Consider the following 16,355-nt stretch of genomic DNA (forward strand, 5'->3'; position numbering starts at 1 on the left):
GGTCGCTCAGCGCAGCACCTCGACGAGCACGACCCACGAGTAGAGGATCGCCGTGGCGATCGCGAGGAGCGTGCCGACGCCGAGCGCCCAGAGGCCGACCGCCGGTGCGCCGGCGATGAGGGCGATCGCGCCGGCGAGGTAGGCGAGGAGCGGCAGGACCCCGGCGATCGACTTCGCGAGCTGCTCGAGGGCACTGCCGCGGTGCTCGGTCGCGTCGCGGTGGATCACCCGGATCGCGTGCACCTCGAACGACCCGGCGACGAGCGCGACCCCGAGCACCTCGAGCCCGTACACCCAGGCGGGCTGGCCCGGGGCGAGCGCGAGACCCGTGACGACGATCGCGAGCACCAGGGTGGCGATGGACGCGGCGGCCCGTGCCGGGAGGGTCGGCGACTGCAGGATCGTCCGGATGTTCACCGACATCGCCACGATGAGCAGGCCGGCGAGCGCCGCCGTGGCGCCCACCATCGCGACGTTGAACTCCGACCAGCCCTCGAGCACCTCGGACATGGCCGCATGCTACTCCTGCGGGCGCCGTCACGACGGCGTCACATGGCCGGCCGCGCATGCGGGCCGCCGTATGATGAAGACTCCGACGACGGGCCCGTCGGCCCGCGCGCGCCCAGAATCCCCGGGAGGCCACGTGAGCTTGATCGTGCAGAAGTTCGGCGGCTCGTCCGTCGCCGATGCCGAGAGCATCAAACGGGTCGCGAAGCGCATCGTCGAGACCCGCAAGGCGGGCAACGACGTCGTCGTGGCCGTCTCGGCGATGGGCGACACGACCGACGAGCTGCTCGACCTCGCGAGCGAGGTGTCGCCGATCCCGGCGCCCCGCGAGCTCGACATGCTGCTGTCGGCGGGCGAGCGCATCTCGATGGCACTGCTCGCGATGGCGATCAAGAGCATGGGGCACGAGGCCCGCAGCTTCACGGGCAGCCAGGCCGGCATGATCACCGACGCCCAGCACGGTGCCGCCCGCATCGTCGACGTCACCCCGGTGCGGCTGCGTGAGGCGCTCGACGACGGTGCGATCGTGATCGTCGCGGGCTTCCAGGGCTTCAACCGCGACACCCGCGACATCACGACCCTCGGGCGCGGCGGCAGCGACACGACCGCCGTCGCGCTGGCGGCGGCCCTCGAGGCCGACGTCTGCGAGATCTACACCGACGTCGACGGCGTCTTCACCTCCGACCCCCGCGTCGTGAAGAAGGCGCGCAAGCTCGACAGGGTGACGAGCGAGGAGATGCTCGAGCTCGCCGCGTCGGGCGCGAAGGTTCTGCACATCCGCGCGGTCGAGTACGCGCGTCGCCACGGCGTCACCCTGCACGTCCGTTCGTCGTTCAACAACAGCGAGGGGACGATCGTCTACGACCCCTCGCGTCTTCCCGAAGGAGCAGCTGTGGAAGAGTCCGTCATCGCCGGAGTCGCGATCGACCTGTCCGAGGCGAAGATCACGGTCGTCGGCGTGCCCGACAAGCCGGGCGTCGCCGCGAAGATCTTCAAGATCGTCGCCGGCACGAACGCGAACGTCGACGTCATCGTCCAGAACGTGTCGGCGGCCGCGACCGGTCGCACCGACATCTCGTTCACCCTGCCGAAGGCCGACGGCGAGCGGGCGCTGACCGCCCTCGCGAGCGCGCAGGAGGCCATCGGCTTCGAGTCGCTGCAGTACGACGACCAGATCGGCAAGCTCTCGCTCGTCGGCAACGCCATGCGCTCGGCGACCGGTGTCTCGGCGCGACTGTTCGAAGCGCTCTACGAGGCCGGCATCAACATCGAGATGATCTCGACGAGCGAGATCCGCATCTCGGTCGTGACGCGCGCCGACAGCGTGCAGGCGGCCGCGCAGGCCGTGCACACGGCGTTCGAGCTCGACGGCGACGAGGACGCGATCGTCCACGCGGGCACCGGTCGCTAGGCTCCGCGCCCGCCGCGAGGCATCCCCGCCTGAATTCAGGAGAAAGCTGCCAATTCAGGGCGGAATCACCGACTTCGTCCTGAGCGGCCTCCGAAGTCCTGCAAACTGAAATGAACTCGACGATCAAGAGGGTGAAATGAGCAACGGTGTGAACATCGGCGTCGTCGGCGCCACCGGTCAGGTCGGCGCGGTCGTGCGCCGCCTTCTCGAGGAGCGCGACTTCCCGGTCGCGCAGATCCGCTTCTTCGCCTCGGCGCGTTCGGCCGGCACCACGCTGCCGTTCAAGGGCGAGGACATCGTCGTCGAGGATGCCTCGACGGCCGATCCCACCGGCCTCGACCTCGCGATCTTCTCCGCGGGTGCGACGCTCTCGAAGGCGCAGGCCCCCCGTTTCGCCGCGGCGGGCGTGACCGTCATCGACAACTCCAGCGGCTGGCGCATGGACCCCGAGGTCCCGCTGGTCGTGAGCGAGGTCAACCCGCACGCGATCGACCAGGCCGTGAAGGGCATCATCGCGAACCCGAACTGCACCACCATGGCCGCGATGCCCGTGCTGAAGGTGCTGCACGACGAGGCCGGCCTCGAGCGGCTCATCGTGTCGACCTACCAGGCGGTCTCCGGCGCCGGCCTCGCGGGCGGCGAGGAGCTGCTCGAGCAGGCGCGCGCCGCCGTCGAGCAGAACACGATCGACCTCGTGCACGACGGCTCCGCCGTCGAGTTCCCGGCGCCCGAGAAGTTCCCGCGCCCGATCGCCTTCGACGTGATCCCGCTCGCCGGCTCGATCGTCGACGACGGCGACAACGAGACCGACGAGGAGAAGAAGCTCCGCAACGAGAGCCGCAAGATCCTCGAGCTGCCCGGCCTGCTCGTGGCAGGCACCTGCGTGCGCGTGCCCGTGTTCACCGGTCACTCGCTGTCGATCCACGCCGAGTTCGCGAACCCGATCACGCCCGAGCGCGCGACCGAGCTGCTCGCCGTGGCGCCGGGTGTCGAGCTCAGCGACGTCCCGACGCCGCTGCAGGCCGCGGGCAACGACCCGAGCTACGTGGGCCGCATCCGCCAGGACCAGTCGGCGCCCGAGGGCAAGGGCCTCGTGCTCTTCGTCTCGAACGACAACCTGCGCAAGGGCGCGGCACTGAACGCCGTGCAGATCGCGGAGCTCGTCGCCGCGAAGGTGCCGGCGCGCGTGTAGCGCAGCGTCTCCTTCGAATCACACGGATGCCCCGTGGCCGACCGGCCACGGGGCATCCGTCGTTCTCGGGGTCCTCGTCGGTCACCGACCGGCCGAACGTCCTCCGTTGCGCGTTCGTGACCTGGCGCGCCTTGACGGAATTGAGTTTTGTATACAGAATAATGGCGAGCATCCCCTCAACGCCGACACTCCCGTCGGCACCTCCTGCAAAGACGAAAGAGGTAGCGGAATGGCCCGCTCGAACTCGAAGATGAGGCGTCTCCTGGCGATCGGCGCGGCAAGCGCCCTCGCACTCGGACTGGCGGCATGCAGCGGCGGGGGAGGTGCGAAGGACGAGAACACCGTCGTGTGGTCGACGTGGGGCACCGCCGAAGAGCTCACGCGGTACAAGGAGTTCAACGAGGCGTTCATGGATCGCCACCCCGACATCACGGTCAAGCTCCAGCCCGTCGCCGACTACGGCGACTACCACTCGAAGCTGCTCGCCCAGCTCGCGAGCAACACCGCGCCCGACGTGTTCTACGTCGGCGACGACAAGATGGGCCAGTTCGCCGACTCGGGCCGGCTGATGCCGCTGAAGAAGCTCATGGAGTCGAAGGACAGCCAGACCAAGCCCGACGACTTCTTCCCCGGCCTGTTCGGCGCCGCCGAGAAGGACGACGAGTACTACGGCGCCCCGAACGACTCGAACCCCGACGTGCTCTGGTACGACAAGACCGCACTCGAAGCGGCGGGCATCACCGAGGACCCGGCCACGCTCGCTGAGAACGGCGAGTGGACGACCGACAAGTACCTCGAGATGAACGCGAAGCTCAAGGACGCGGGGCTCACCGGTTCGATGTTCTGGAACTACTGGGCCACGCACTGGAGCTGGCTCTCGTCGCAGGGCCTGCCCGCACCGTACGACGAGTCGGGCGCATTCACGGCCGACGCCGACCCGGCGAGCGTCGAGGCGATCGACGAATTCGGCGGCCTGTTCCAGGACGGCACCTTCGTCGTCGCCGACACCCTGCCCGACGGCGCCGGAGCCGACAGCGTGTTCGTCACGCACAAGTCGGGCTTCTTCGTGCAGGGCCGCTACACGATCGGCACCGTGCAGACCGCGGGCGACCCCGACGCCTACGACATCGTGCGCTGGCCGACGCCCGACGGCGAGGCCGCGCTGACCGGTGTCGCCGTCTCCTTCCTCGCGATCAACGGCAACACGAAGGCGAAGGACGCCGCGTTCACCTTCTGGACCGAGTTCCTCTCGGCCGAGGGCCAGACGTTCCGCCTCGAGGGCGGCGGCAACGCCGTGCCGTCGATCAAGGGCGCCGACGACGTGGTGCTCGAGGACGGCTACCCGGCGCACGCCCAGACGTTCCTCGACATGCGCGACATCGGCTTCACCAACTACGCCGCCGAAGCACGCGTTCCCGGGCTCTCGACCGACATCAGCGACCTGTTCCTGAAGCTGTACGAGGGCAAGGCCGACGCACAGCAGACGCTCGACGCCACCGCCGACCTCGTCGCGGAGAAGTCGGGCGAATAGCGTGAGCCAGATCGCCACCGGCGAGCGGATGCTGCAGGAGCTCCCTGCGGCATCCGCTCCGCCCCCGCGCAGGTACCGCAAGGAGGCGGCGTGGCGTCGCCGCGACCGCCGCTGGGGCTACGTGTTCATCGGCCCGCAGCTGTTCGGCATGCTGCTCTTCGTCGTCCTGCCGTTCGTCGCGAGCCTCGTGCTCGCGTTCGCCAGTTGGGACGGCCTGTCCGAGCTGACGTGGGTCGGGTTCGAGAACTTCACGGCGCAGTTCCAGGACGAGCTGCTGTGGCGATCGATCGTCAACACGCTGATCATCGCGGTCGTCACCGTGCCGATCGGCCTCGGGCTCGCCGTGATGATCGCGGTCGCGCTCGAGAAGCTGAAGACCCGCACGCTCTACCTCGTGCTGTTCTTCGCCCCGGTGGTGACGTCGACCGTCGCGGTGGCCATGATCTGGCAGCAGATGTTCCGCGCCGACGGGGTGCTGTCGACCGCGATCGCGAAGATCTTCGGCATCGCCCCGCCCGACTGGCTGCAGGACCCGAAGCTCGCGCTGCTCGCGGTCTGCATCGTCACGATCTGGTCGTCGCTCGGCCTCAACGTCGTGATCTTCCTCGCCGGCCTGCAGAACATCTCGCCCTCGGTCATCGAGGCCGCACGCATCGACGGCGCCGGCCCCTGGCGCCTGTTCACGAGCATCCGCCTGCCGCTGCTCTCGCCGATCGTGTTCTTCTCGTCGGTCGTCGCCTTCATCTCGTCGCTGCAGACCTTCGACACGGTCTACGTGCTCGTCTCGAATGCCGGGCCCGACAACGCGACCCGCACGATCGTCTACCACATCTACGACCTCGGCTTCGGAAAGTTCGAGATCGGCCCGTCGAGCGCGGCGAGCGTGATCCTGCTCGTCCTGACGCTCGTCATCACGGCGATCCAGTTCGGCGCCCAGAAGAAGTTCGTGCACTACGAGGACGACGCAGCATGAGTCTCACGAATCCGCGCCTCGCCGACGGCACGCAGACGCCCCCGACCGACTCGACCGTCGCGCTGAGCGCGCCCGGCTACCGCCCGACCGCGCCCCGCACGGGCAAGGGCAAGCGCCGTCTGAGCTCGACGGTGCTGCACGTCGTGCTCGTCGTCGCGGGCGTCGCGATGGTGTTCCCCTTCGTCTGGATGCTGCTGACGTCGTTCAAGACCCTGCCGCAGCTGCTGCAGGACCCGCTCGCGTTCCTGCCGCAGCCGTGGACGGCCGACAACTACGTCGAGGCGTGGAACGCGGTGCCGTTCGGCCAGGCGTACCTCAACAGCCTCTACATCGCGGCACTCGTCGTGGCCGGCACGCTGCTCACGGCCTCGATGGCGGGCTACGCGTTCGCGCGCATCCGCTTCCGCGGGGCGAAGGTGCTGTTCATCGTGTTCCTCGCGACGCAGATGATCCCGAAGCAGGTGACGCTGATCCCGTTCTACCTGCTGATGACGCAGCTCGGCTGGGTCGACTCGCACCTCGCGCTCATCGTGCCGGGCCTGCTCGCGAACCCGTTCGCGGTGTTCCTCATGCGCCAGTTCGTGCTGAGCCTGCCGAAGGAGCTCGAGGAGGCGGCGCTCGTCGACGGCGCCGGACGCTGGCGCATCTTCTGGAGCGTCATCCTGCCGAACCTGAAGCCCGGGCTCGCGGCGCTCAGCATCATCGTCGCCCTCGACGTGTGGAACGCGTTCCTGTTCCCGCTCGTGCTGCTGAACACGCCCGACCTGTTCACCGTGCCGCTCCTGCTCTCGTCGTTCCAGGGCCAGTTCGGCTCGGTGAACTACGGGCTCGTGATGGCGGCGAGCGCGATCTCGACGATCCCGATGCTCATCGTGTTCATCATCGGGCAGCGTCGCATTCTCAACAGCATGGCCGCTTCGGGACTGGGAGGACGATGAGCACCGTGCCGACGACGACGGATGCCACTGAGCTGGCCGCCCTCGCGGGGCGACACCTCGACCTCGTGCAGGCCCCGTTCACGCTGCCGGGTTCGCGAGTGCTCGTGTTCCGCGAGGACCGCGCCGAGTGGGCCGAGCAGGGCGGCGCCGAGGGCGCGCCCCCGGCCACCGTGCTGCGGGTGCACACCTCCGAGTACGAGCGCTGGCTCGACGAGTGCCGGGTCATCGACGAGCTCAGCGTCGTGGATGCCTCGGGGCGGGCGCTGCCCGTCACCTCGGTGCTGCCGCACGTCATCGAGTTCGGCGGGGGAGCGGCGACGCTCAGCTTCGCCGGCCCGGGCGCGCTGACGATCGGCGGCGACGCCGGGCTCGCCCTCGAGTGGACGACGGCCGACGGCCGCGCCCATCGCGTCACGCTGACCGAGGAGGCACCGGGCCTCCGACTGCACATCGATGCGGCGCGCGGCGTCGCGCACGAGGCATCCGGTTCGCACGGCGACGACCTCGCGGCGACCGAGGGTCTCTGGCTCGACTGGTTCGCGAAGTGCCCGATCGTGCGCGACGAGCTGCAGCAGATGGCCGCCTTCTGCTGGTGGGTGCTCGGGGCGAACATCGTCGAGCTGCCCGCGCTCGGGCAGGCGCGCGGCGTCGTGCCGTCGAAGATCGGCTACGTCGGCGTGTGGCAGTGGGACGCGTACTTCATCGCGGTGGGCCTCCGCCACGGCGACCCCGCACTCGCCCGGGAGCAGCTCGAGATCGCCTTCCGATTCCCGAGCGCCGACGGGCAGCTGCCCGACGTCGTGCACGAGGAGGGCGTGCTCGCCACGAGCGACGACCTGCCGCAGGCCGACCGCGACCGCCTGCGCCGCGCCGGCTCGCAGATCGCCGACCCCGGTGCGCCCGTGCCGCTCACGAAGCCGCCGCTCGCGGCCTGGGCGCTCCGCAAGGTGCTCGAGGTCGAGGACGCGCCCGAGTGGGCGCGCGAGCAGCTCGCCGTGATCCGCCGTTCGCAGGACTGGTGGTTCGCGGGCAGCGACCTCGACGGCGACGGGATGCCCGAGTACGGCCACCCCTACTCCTCGGGCCTCGACGACAGCCCGATCTTCGACGGCCCGCTGCCGACCACCGCGCCCGACCTCGGCGCCTACCTCGTGCTGCAGGACCTCGAGCTCGCCGCGCTCGCCGAGCGGTACGGTGCGGATGCCGCGGGCGACCCTCGCGGGCACCGCGAACGTGCGGAGCGCACGCTCGAGCTGCTGCTCGGCATGTGGGACGAGGCAGCCGGCCGCTTCCTCGCCCGCGCAGCGGGGGAGGTCGTCGCGAGCGATGCCGTCGTCGGGTTCATGCCGCTGCTCACCGGGCGCCTGCCGCAGAGCGTGGCCGAGGCGCTCCTCGCCGCGCTCGGAGACCCCGAGCGCTACGCGCTGCCGTGGTCTGTGCCGACGGTCTCCGCCGCCGATCCCGACTTCTCCGCCGAGCGGATGTGGCGCGGACCGGTGTGGGTGAACACCAACGCCCTCATCGTCGAGGGGCTGCGGGCCTCGGGGCACCCCGAACTCGCCCGCGAGCTCGCCGAACGCACCGTCGCGCTCGTCGTGCACGGCGGCGGCCCGCACGAGTACTTCAACCCGCTCACCGGGAGGAAGGCGCGCACGGCGACCACCGCGTTCGGCTGGTCGGCGGCGCTCTTCATCGACCTCGCGGTCGCGTTGTCTGCCGACGACTGATCCGTCGCGTCGGCAGGACACGGCTTCTGCAGGGGATCGGGCCCTCTCCCTGCCTGTCGCGGGATGTCAGCGCAGTTCTCCTGCAGAAGCTTGGGCTACGCGGTGAAGTAGGGGCTCGACGCGTTGTCGAGGATCCGGCGCATGCCGTGCAGCCAGTTGACCTTGAGCGCGGCGATCGCGCCGGGCACGTCGCCGTCGGCGAGGCATGCGGCGATCGCGGCGTGCTCGGCCGCGACGCGCTCGACCATGACGTCATTCGGCACGAGGAGCGACTCGTAGCGGTGGAACGCCCCGCGCACGCTCGCGATCACGTCGAGCAGGCGTCGGTTCGGGCAGGCCGAGAGCATGATGCCGTGCCACTCGTCGTCCTTCGTGACGACGAGGGAGTGCTCTACGACCTCCTGCTGGAAGTCGGCGGCGAGTGCGGCCAGGCGCGCGCCGATCTCACGGAGCTCATCGATGGGGCTGAGCTCGAGCGCGAGGCTCTCGAGGCTCGCCATCACGGGGGCGAGGTCTTCGAACTCGCTCGCGCTCAGGGGGACGAAGCGGAAGCCCTTGCCGTTCTCGCTCTCGATCTGGCCCTCGCTCTCGAGGGCGATGAGGGCTTCGCGCAGCGGGGTGCGGCTGACGCCGAGCTCGCCGGCGAGCTGCACCTCGTTGATGCCCTCGCCGGGCTGCACTGCGCCGGCGCGCATGCGTGCGAGCAGCTCTTCGCGGACCTGTGAGCGCAGGTTCTTGCGTTCGATCGCCATGTGTTCGCCCCTTCGGGCCGTTCGGCCGTCGCGGCAAGCCTAGGACGTGAGGTGGGCTTGACCGGTTCCGGCATCCGGTTTACGGTGTCTGTATACAGAATACATTCTGCAGGGCAGGCTGTACATCCCCACGCACTCAGAGAGGAGCAGATGTGGCCGACGAGTCCCCTCGGGCGATCCGCCTCGACGCGCTCGCCTACGGCGGCGACTACAACCCCGACCAGTGGTCGGAGGAGGTCTGGCACGAGGACATCCACCTCATGCGGGAGGCCGGCGTCAATATCGTGAGCCTCCCGGTGTTCTCGTGGCCGCAGCTCGAGACCGCGCCGGGCGTCTACGAGTGGGGCTGGCTCGACCGCATCATCGACCTCCTGTGGGCGGGCGGCATCGCGGTCGACCTCGCCACCGCGACCGCGACGCCGCCGTCGTGGCTGATCCGCAGCCACCCCGAGATGCTGCCGTGGAACGAGGACGGCCAGCGGCTCGAGTTCGGCTCGCGCCAGGCCTACTGCCCGAGCTCGCCGGTCTGGCGCGACAACGTCGCGAGGATGACGCGGGCCATGGCCGACCGCTACGGCGACCACCCCGCGCTCGCGCTCTGGCACGTCTCCAACGAGTACGGCGATCACGTCTCGCGCTGCTGGTGCCCTGAGTCGTCCGCCCACTTCCGTCGGTGGCTCGAGGCCCGCTACGGCGACCTCGACGGCCTCAACGAGGCGTGGGGCGTCAACGTCTGGGGGCAGCGCTACACCGACTGGGCGCACATCGAGGCGCCCCGCCGTTCGACCGGCCCGGTCAACCCGACGCAGCTGCTCGACTTCGAACGGTTCTCGTCCGACGCGCTGCTCGAGCTCTTCCAGCTCGAGGTCGACATCCTCCGCGAGGTCACGCCCGAGATCGGCGTCACGACGAACTTCATGTCGATCCTGCGCGACCTGGACTACTGGGACTTCGCCGCGGTCGAGGACCTCGTGACCGACGACGCCTACCCCGACCCGGCCGACCCGCTCGCCCACGTGCCCGCCGCGCTCAACTACGGCTCCATGCGCTCGCTCAAGGGCGGACAGCCGTGGCTGCTGCTCGAGCAGGCGCCGAGCGGCGTCAGCTGGCGCGACGTGAACGTGCCGAAGGCGCCGGGCCAGTACCGCATCGGCAGCCTGCAGGCCATCGCCCACGGCTCCGACGGGGCCATGGTGTTCCAATGGCGCCAGGCCAAGTACGGCCAGGAGAAGTTCCACTCGGCGATGGTCGGGCATCGCGGCGAGGCATCCCGCTCGTTCCAGGAGGCGAAGGCGTTCGGCGCCGAGCTGAAGCACCTCGAACCGGTGCGCGGCACCCGCGTGCGCTCGCGCGTCGCGCTCGTCGTCGACCACGACTCGTGGTGGGGCTCGTCGGCGACCGAGTCGCTGCCCTCGCAGCGGCTGAACTGGCTCGCCCAGGCCCGCGCCTGGCATGCGGCGCTGCACGCGCTCGGCCACCCGGTCGACACGGTGCGTGCGACCGGCCCGTTCGAGGGCTACGACGTCGTCGCGGTGCCGAACCTCTACGTGACGGATGCCTCGCAGGCCGAGGCCCTCGCCGACGTCGTCGCCCGCGGCGGCCAGCTCGTGGTCGGCCCCTTCTCGGGCGTCGTCGACGCGACCGAGAAGGTGCACGACGGCGGCGCCCCGGGCCCGCTGCGCGGACTCCTCGGGGTCGAGATCGACGAGCAGTGGCCCGTCGCCGACGGGCTCGCCGAGCGCGTGCGCTTCGCCGCAGGCGGCGCCGAGTTCGACGCCCCGACCTGGGGCGAGTGGCTCGAGGTGCCGGACGGCACCGAGGTGCTCGCCCACTACGCCTCGGGCGAGCTCGACGGCCGTGCGGCGATCACTCGGCGCCCGCAGGCGGGCGACGGGACATCCGGTGCCGCCTGGTACGCGAGCTGCGTGCTCGAGCCCGCCGGGCTCGTCGCGCTCTTCCGCGAGGTGCTCGCCGCGGCCGGCCTGCCGGCCCGCGAACGCATCGACCTCGACCTCGAGGCCGTCACGCGCAGCGACGCGACCACCGACTACACCTTCGTGCTGAACCACGGCCGACGCGAGATCACGGTCGACGTGCCCGCAGGGGCGCGCGAGCTGCTCGGCGAGGCCGCGCCCAGGGGGACCACCCTCACCCTGGCGCGCTTCGGCGCCGCAGTGCTCGCGACCCCGCGGGCCGACGCGCCGCCCTTCATCACCCTGTCCGACTCCACCGACACCACCGTCACGAACGACTGAGGCACCATGACCGACTCCTTCGTCCATCCGTACATCCCGAACACCGCGCCCGCGACGAAGCAGGCCATGCTCGACGCCGTCGGCGCGGCCTCGATCGACGAGTTCTACGCCGACGTGCCCGCCGAGCTGCGGCTCGGCCGCGCGCTCGAGCTGCCGGCCCCGCTCGTCGCCGAGCAGGACCTGGCCCGCCACGTGCGCGGCCTCCTCGCGAAGAACCGCTCGACCGACGAGCGCCTGAGCTTCCTCGGCCACGGCACCTACCACCACTACGTGCCCGCCGTCGTCGACGAGGTGATCAATCGCAGCGAGTTCCTCACCGCCTATGCGGGCGAGCCCTACGAGGACCACGGCCGCTTCCAGGCGCTGTTCCAGTACCAGTCGCTCATGGCCGAGCTGCTCGCGATGGACGTCGTGAACGTGCCCACCTACGACGGGTACCAGGCGACCGCCACGAGCCTCGCCATGGCCGGACGCATCACCGGCCGCCGCCGCGTGCTCGTCGTGAGCGACGTGCTGCCGGCGAAGTCCTCCAAGGTGCTCGACTTCGTCCGCGTGCACCTCGATCTCGAGGTCGTCCCGACCGTGAACGGCACGGCGGATGTCGCGGGGCTCGCCGCGCGCCTCGGCGACGACGTCGCCGCGGTGTGGGTCGAGACCCCGAGCGTCACGGGCGCGGTCGAAGCCTCGCTCCGGGCCATCGCCGACGCGGCGCACGCCGTCGGCGCGATCCTCGTCGTCGGCACCGACCCGATCGGCTACGGCGTGCTGACGCCGCCGGCCGAGCAGGGGGCCGACATCGTGTGCGGCGACATCCAGTCGCTCGGCCTGCACCAGTGGTACGGCGGCGCCCACGGCGGCTTCATCGCCGTCGCCGACGACCCCGCCTTCATCATGGAGATGCCCTCGCGCCTCTTCGGCCTCGCGACGACCGACGTCCCCGGCGAGGTCGGCTTCGGCGACGTCGCCTACGAGCGCACCTCCTTCGCGCTGCGCGAAGAGGGCAAGGAATGGGTCGGCACGGCCGCCGCGCTCTGGGGCATCGCCGCCGGCGTCTACCTCGCGCTCATGGGCCCGCAGGGCATGCGCGAGCTCGGCGAGGTGCTCCTCGCCCGCACCCGGTACGCGCAGCAGCGGCTCGCCGCGGTCCCGGGCGTCGTGCTCGGCGACGACGCGCTGCACCTGCGCGAGTTCACGATCGACGTGTCGGGCGCGGGGCTCACCGCGCAGGGCGTCGTCGAGGCGCTCCGGCGCGACGGCATCGAGCCCGGCGTGCCCCTCGGAGCGAACACCCTCGCGGTGTGCGTCACCGAGCTCACCGGGCAGGCCGACATCGACCGGCTGGCGGCCGCGATCGGCGCGCTCGCCGAGGCATCCACCGACACCACCACGACTCAGGAGACCCGCGCATGAGCCTGCCCCTCGCACCCAAGCCCGCCGTCCGGCGCTTCCACCAGGCCAGCTGGGACGAACCCGTCATCTTCGAGCTCTCGACCCCGGGCGAGCGCGGCGTGCTGGTCACGCCGATCGAGCCGGGCGTGCGCGATGCCGTCGGCGACGTCGTCGCGTCGCTGCCCGCGGCCCTCCGCCGCGCCGCGCCGCCGGCACTGCCCGAGATGGGCCAGCAGCGCGTGCTGAAGCACTACCTGCGGCTCTCGCAGGAGAACCTCGGCGCCGACTTCAACGTCGACATCGGCCAGGGCACCTGCACGATGAAGTACTCGCCGAAGATCAACGACCAGCTCATCGGGGTGCCGCAGCTCACGGCGATGCACCCCCTGCAGGACCCGGCCGACGCGCAGGGCGTGCTCGAGATCACCTGGAACCTCGAGCGCATGCTCGCAGAGATCTCGGGCATGGCCGAGGTGTCGCTGCACACGCAGGGCGGTTCGGCCGCGATCTGGGCGAACATCGCCATGATCCGCGCGTACCACGAGGCCAACGGCGAGGGCGAGCAGCGTCGAGAGGTCATCACGACGATCTTCAGCCACCCGTCGAACGCGGCGGCGGCGAAGGCGGCCGGGTACGAGATCATCACGATCCACCCCGACGCCGATGGCTACCCCGACCTCGCGGCGCTGAAGGCGGCGCTCTCGCCGCGCACCGCGGCGATCATGGTCACGAACCCCGAGGACACGGGCATCTACAACCCCGCGATCAAGCAGTGGGTGGATGCCGCACACGAGGTCGGCGCCCTCGCCTCGTACGACCAGGCGAACGCGAACGGCATCCTCGGCATCACCCGCGCCCGCGACGCCGGATTCGACGTCTGCCACTTCAACCTGCACAAGACCTTCTCGACGCCCCACGCCTGCGGTGGGCCGGGCGCCGGGGCGAACGCCGTGAGCGAGGCGCTCGCGCCCTTCCTGCCGGGGCCGCGGGTCGTGCGCTCGACCGATGCGTCGGGCGAGGTGCGCTTCGACGTGCGCGAGGCCGGCCCGCGGTCGATCGGCACGGTCGCACCGTTCCACGGCGTCGTGCCGAACATCGTGCGGGCGTACTCGTGGATCATGGCGCTCGGCGCCGAGGGCCTGCTCGCCGCCGCCGAGATCGCCGTGCTCAACAACAACTACCTGCTCGCGAAGGTGCTCGAGATCCCCGGGGCCTCGGCGCCGTACGCCGAGGGCCGCCGCCGCATCGAGCAGGTGCGGTACTCGTGGCAGGAGCTCTTCGAGGACACCGGCATCTCGTCGGAGGAGATCGGCATCCGCCTCTCCGACTTCGGCATGCACTACTGGACGAGCCACCACCCCTACGTCGTGCCGCAGCCGTTCACGCTCGAGCCGACGGAGTCGTACTCGATGGCCGAGATCGACGAGTACGTCGGCGCGCTCGCCGAGGTCGCCCGCGAGGCGCGCGAGACCCCCGAGGTCGTGCGCACCGCGCCGCACAACCAGACCGTGCACCACACCCACCACGACGACCTCGACGACCCCGAGCGCTGGGCGATCACGTGGCGCGCCTACCGCCGGAAGTACTTCGGCGAGGGCGCTCCTGCTGCGGTCGCCGTCGCGGAGCCGGCCGCCTGAGCATGCTCGCCCTCGTCGTGAACCCCGTCGCCGGGGTCGGCGGGCCCGCCGGGCTCGCCGGCTCCGACGGCGCCGACGTGCAGGTCGAGGCCGCGGTGCGCGGCTCGCACCCGCGCGCGGCCGAGCGCGCCCGGCTCGCGCTCGAGGTCGTCGCGACGACGGCGGATGACACGAGGCAGCCCGTGCTCACGGCGGCGGGCCCGATGGGGGAGGACGCGGTGCGGGCCGCGGGCCTCGAGCCGCACGTGGTCTACCGCCCGGGCGGCGACGGCCCCCGGGCATCCGCCTCGGAGACGACCGCGGCCGACACGACCGCTGCGGTGCGTGCACTCGTCGCCGCCGGGGCGACGCTCGTGCTCTTCGCCGGCGGCGACGGCACCGCCCGCGACGTCGCCGCCGGGCTCGGGGCGACCCCACCCGTGCCGTCCGTCGGCACTCCGGTGCGGCGCGCCGCCGAACCCGCGACACCGCCCGGCGTGTCGGCCGCGGGTGCCGACGAACGGCACGGCGTCGTCGCCGCGCTCGGCATCCCCGCCGGCGTCAAGATGTACTCGCCCGCGTTCGCGGTGAGTCCGCGCGCGGCGGGCGCCCTCGCCGCCGCGTGGGTCGAGGCATCCGGACCGGGCGGAGCCCTGCCAGTGCAGGAGCGCGAGGTGCTCGACATCGACGAGGCCGCGATGCGTCGCGCCCGCGTCGAACCGCGGCTCTACGGCACCATGCCGGTGCCGTACCGCGCGGGCCGCACGCAGTCGCGCAAGGCGGCCACGCCCGCGAGCGAGCACGCCGCCGTCGTGGCCGCCGCGCGCGGCGCCGCCCGCGCCATGCGGCCTGGTGTGCGCTACCTGCTCGGGCCGGGCGGCACGATGGCCGAGCTCGCCAGGGAGCTCGGCGTCGCGAAGACCCCGCTCGGCGTCGACGTCGTGCTCGACGGCCGCCTCGTGCTGGCCGGCGCGAGCGAGCGCGACCTCGTCGACGAGATCTCGCGCGGCCCGGCGAAGGCCGTGGTGAGCGTCATCGGCGGGCAGGGGTTCCTGCTCGGCCGCGGCAACCAGCAGCTCTCGCCGAGGGTGCTGCGCCTGCTCGACGACGACCCGCTCGTGGTCGTCGCCCCCGAGCAGAAGCTCATCGACCTCGGCGGGCGACCCCTGCTCGTCGACACCGGCGACCCGCGCGTCGATGCCCGCCTCGCGGGATTCGCGCGCGTGATCACCGGCTCCGGAGCATCCAGTTTCTATCCTGTCCACGCACCCGATATCGAAGGAGAAGGCCATGCGCCTTGAGAACAAGCAGGCCATCGTCACCGGCGGAGCGGGCGGCATCGGCCGCGCGACCTCGCTCGCACTCGCGGCCGAGGGTGCCGCTGTCGCGGTCGTCGACCTGAACGCCGAGGCGGCCGAGCAGGTCGCCGCCGAGATCCGCGAGGCGGGCGGCACCGCCATCGCGATCGGGGCGGACGTCTCGAGCGAGGCCGACATCGAACGCGTCGTTCAGACCGCGGTCGCCGAGTTCGGGGGCGTGAGCGTCGTCTTCAACAACGCGGGCATCATCCGCCGCACGACTGCGGTCGAGACGACCGTCGAGGAGTGGGACCGCGTGTTCGGCGTGAACGTGCGCTCGATCTTCCTCATGTGCAAGCACGTCGTGCCGATCATGGAAGCCGCCGGCGGCGGCTCGATCGTCAACACCGGCTCGGGCTGGGGCCTCAAGGGCGGCGGTCAGGCGATCTCGTACTGCGCCTCGAAGGGCGCCGTCGTCAACATGACCCGCGCGCTCGCGATCGACCACGGCCCGCAGGGCATCCGGGTGAACTCGGTGAACCCGGGCGACGTGAACACGGGCATGCTCCGCGAGGAGGCCCGCCAGCTCGGCCAGGCCGAGGACGGGTTCCTCGCCGAGGCCGCCGACCGCCCGCTGCGTCGCATGGGCGAGCCGCGCGAGATCGCGGCGGCGGTCGTGTGGCTCGCGAGCGACGAGTCGAGCTACGTCACCGGCTCGGCGCTCGTCGTCGACGGCGGCGGCATCGCCTAACCGAAGCGCCGAAGC

General features: G+C 71.2%; 13 protein-coding genes. 11 read left to right on the forward strand and 2 right to left on the reverse strand.

The features are described from left to right. Positions 1-6: 6 nt before the first annotated feature. Entirely contained in the window at positions 7-510 is a 504-nt protein-coding gene (locus ACFVTR_RS02475) for a hypothetical protein (RefSeq protein WP_387034442.1), read from the reverse strand. Positions 511-643: 133 nt separating this feature from the next. On the opposite strand from ACFVTR_RS02475, the gene ACFVTR_RS02480 reads away from it, so the two are divergent. The 6 genes from ACFVTR_RS02480 to ACFVTR_RS02505 all read left to right on the forward strand — a co-directional run bounded on the left by ACFVTR_RS02480 (position 644) and on the right by ACFVTR_RS02505 (position 8,279). Continuing rightward, a complete protein-coding gene (locus tag ACFVTR_RS02480; protein WP_376941246.1) occupies positions 644-1,918 on the forward strand; it encodes an aspartate kinase in 1,275 nt (424 codons plus the stop codon). 136 nt (positions 1,919-2,054) lie between these two features. Continuing rightward, on the forward strand, positions 2,055-3,110 hold the full coding sequence (locus ACFVTR_RS02485; protein WP_387034443.1) for an aspartate-semialdehyde dehydrogenase: 1,056 nt from the start codon (positions 2,055-2,057) through the stop codon (positions 3,108-3,110). A 250-nt stretch (positions 3,111-3,360) separates the two neighbouring features. After that, a complete protein-coding gene (locus ACFVTR_RS02490) occupies positions 3,361-4,641 on the forward strand; it encodes an ABC transporter substrate-binding protein (protein WP_387034444.1) in 1,281 nt (426 codons plus the stop codon). Between the two features lies 1 nt (position 4,642). Next, positions 4,643-5,614 (forward strand): carbohydrate ABC transporter permease, encoded by a 972-nt coding sequence (locus ACFVTR_RS02495; RefSeq protein WP_387034445.1) that lies wholly within the window; start codon positions 4,643-4,645, stop codon positions 5,612-5,614. After that, positions 5,611-6,552, forward strand: coding sequence for a carbohydrate ABC transporter permease (locus ACFVTR_RS02500; RefSeq protein ID WP_387034446.1), 942 nt, complete (start codon positions 5,611-5,613; stop codon positions 6,550-6,552). Before ACFVTR_RS02495 ends, ACFVTR_RS02500 begins: the two co-directional genes overlap by 4 nt. Beyond that, complete coding sequence (locus ACFVTR_RS02505; protein ID WP_387034447.1) at positions 6,549-8,279, forward strand: amylo-alpha-1,6-glucosidase; 1,731 nt, start codon at positions 6,549-6,551, stop codon at positions 8,277-8,279. The genes ACFVTR_RS02500 and ACFVTR_RS02505 overlap by 4 nt, the downstream gene beginning before the upstream one ends. A gap of 95 nt (positions 8,280-8,374) precedes the next feature. On the opposite strand, the gene ACFVTR_RS02510 is transcribed toward ACFVTR_RS02505, so the two are convergent. Beyond that, positions 8,375-9,031, reverse strand: a complete 657-nt coding sequence (locus ACFVTR_RS02510) for a GntR family transcriptional regulator (protein ID WP_387034448.1) — start codon at positions 9,029-9,031, stop codon at positions 8,375-8,377. A 152-nt stretch (positions 9,032-9,183) separates the two neighbouring features. On the opposite strand from ACFVTR_RS02510, the gene ACFVTR_RS02515 reads away from it, so the two are divergent. From ACFVTR_RS02515 to ACFVTR_RS02535, 5 genes are read left to right on the forward strand one after another with little or no spacing between them, the layout of a single operon-like run. Then, positions 9,184-11,286, forward strand: a complete 2,103-nt coding sequence (locus ACFVTR_RS02515; protein WP_387034449.1) for a beta-galactosidase — start codon at positions 9,184-9,186, stop codon at positions 11,284-11,286. Between the two features lie 6 nt (positions 11,287-11,292). Further along, a complete protein-coding gene (gene gcvPA, locus ACFVTR_RS02520) occupies positions 11,293-12,696 on the forward strand; it encodes an aminomethyl-transferring glycine dehydrogenase subunit GcvPA (protein WP_387034450.1) in 1,404 nt (467 codons plus the stop codon). After that, positions 12,693-14,312 carry an aminomethyl-transferring glycine dehydrogenase subunit GcvPB gene (gcvPB, locus tag ACFVTR_RS02525; RefSeq protein ID WP_387034451.1) on the forward strand — a complete coding sequence of 540 codons (1,620 nt, stop codon included), beginning with the start codon at positions 12,693-12,695 and terminating at the stop codon, positions 14,310-14,312. Before gcvPA ends, gcvPB begins: the two co-directional genes overlap by 4 nt. A 2-nt stretch (positions 14,313-14,314) precedes the next feature. Then, complete coding sequence (locus tag ACFVTR_RS02530) at positions 14,315-15,592, forward strand: ATP-NAD kinase family protein (protein ID WP_387034452.1); 1,278 nt, start codon at positions 14,315-14,317, stop codon at positions 15,590-15,592. Next, positions 15,582-16,340, forward strand: a complete 759-nt coding sequence (locus ACFVTR_RS02535; protein WP_387034453.1) for an SDR family NAD(P)-dependent oxidoreductase — start codon at positions 15,582-15,584, stop codon at positions 16,338-16,340. The genes ACFVTR_RS02530 and ACFVTR_RS02535 overlap by 11 nt, the downstream gene beginning before the upstream one ends. The last annotated feature ends 15 nt before the right edge of the window (positions 16,341-16,355 follow it).

It is taken from the genome of Agromyces sp. NPDC058126 (genome assembly GCF_042884595.1).
Classification (GTDB): Bacteria; Actinomycetota; Actinomycetes; order Actinomycetales; family Microbacteriaceae; genus Agromyces.